1 protein-coding gene is annotated in these 1,609 nt (G+C 32.9%); it reads left to right on the top strand.

From position 1 onward, the window contains the following. Positions 1-80: 80 nt before the first annotated feature. Positions 81-1,609, top strand: a 1,529-nt coding sequence (gene mutS, locus ACZQCL_RS09375; protein ID WP_482483009.1) for a DNA mismatch repair protein MutS, incomplete at its 3' end; no start/stop codon positions are given.

The following is a 1,609-nucleotide window of genomic DNA, read 5'->3' as shown; positions in this document are numbered from 1 at the left end:
AACCTCCTTATTCAGTATTTTTAATTATAACATAATTATCTAGAATTTTTGGTATAATAGTCATGTTAGGATGATGATTTATGGCAGAAAAAAAATATACACCAATGATGCAGCATTACTTGAAAATGAAAGAAGAAAATCCGGATTCGATTTTGTTTTATCGTTTAGGAGATTTTTATGAAATGTTTTTTGAAGATGCAAAATTGGTTTCTCAAGAATTAGATTTAGTATTAACAGGAAGAAGTGCTGGCGTTGAAGAAAAGGTACCTATGTGTGGTATCCCTTTTCATGCCGCAAATTCATATATTCAAAGATTAGTCAAAAAAGGGTATAAAGTAGCTATTTGCGAACAATTGGAAGATCCGTCTAGCGCAAAAGGATTGGTGGACCGAGGGATTATTAAAATAATTACACCTGGAACTTATATGGATGCAACAATGGATGCCAAGTCAACAAATTATATGGCATCTTGTGATGTTTCAAGTTTTGAAATTACAGTCATATATTGTGAATTAAGTACAGGGGAATTAAAGTATCAAACGCTACAAAGATCTTTGGTGGCGCTACAAAAGGCTCTTTTGGAACAAAATGTAAGTGAGCTTGTTTGTCCGATGACAATGGATAAAAAATGGATGGCTGCCCTAGAAGAGATGGATACGATGCTCATTTCAAAACATAAAAAGGCAAATATTGATTCTGAGGATCTACCTTTGTTAAATGGAATTGAATCTGAATCTTTGAAAGAAGCGTTTGCACTTTTAATGGCGTATTTAAAAGACACACAAAAACAACGTATTGATCATTTTTTACCCATAGAATCTATGGACAAAGATAAAGTTCTTGTTATGGATTATGAAACAAAGAATCATTTGGAGTTGGTTTCAAGTCAATCTTCGAATGCCAAGGCAGAAAGTCTATGGTCTTTTATGGATAAGTGTCAAAGTGCAATGGGATCAAGAATGTTAAAACGATGGATTGAATATCCATTGATTGATGCAGAAAAGATTGCGAAAAGACAAGTGGCGGTCAAAGATTTAAAAGAAAACTTTATGTTAAGAGAAAATCTAAAAGAACATTTAGTGTATGTGTATGATATGGAAAGACTTGCGAGTCGTATGGCTTATGGGAATGCAAGTCCTAGAGATGTACTTCAACTTGTAGCAACATTAGAACACGCAAAGCCTATTTTAGATTTAGCGTCTTCGTTGAATTCATATCCAGAATTTAATGATGTGCCAGACTGCCAAGAATTATACAATGAAATAAAAAATGCGATTATAGAAAATCCACCATTAACACTAAAAGAAGGTGGAGTCTTTAATGATGGATACAATCAAGAATTGGATGAAGTTCGAAAAATAGCAAAACAAGGAAAAGACTTTATCCTGGAATTAGAAGCGAAAGAACGTGAAAGAACAGGGGTTAAATCATTAAAAGTAGGATATAACCGTGTATTTGGATATTATATTGAAGTTCGTAATGGAAATTTAGATAATATTAAAGAAGAATTTGGGTATCATCCGAAACAAACACTTGCGAATGCGACACGATTTATTACACAAGAATTAAAAGAAAAAGAAGAACAAATTCTACATGCACAAGAGACAAA

The sequence above is a fragment of the Holdemanella sp. genome (assembly GCF_056804935.1).
This window is presented reverse-complemented; position numbering and strand designations above follow the sequence as displayed.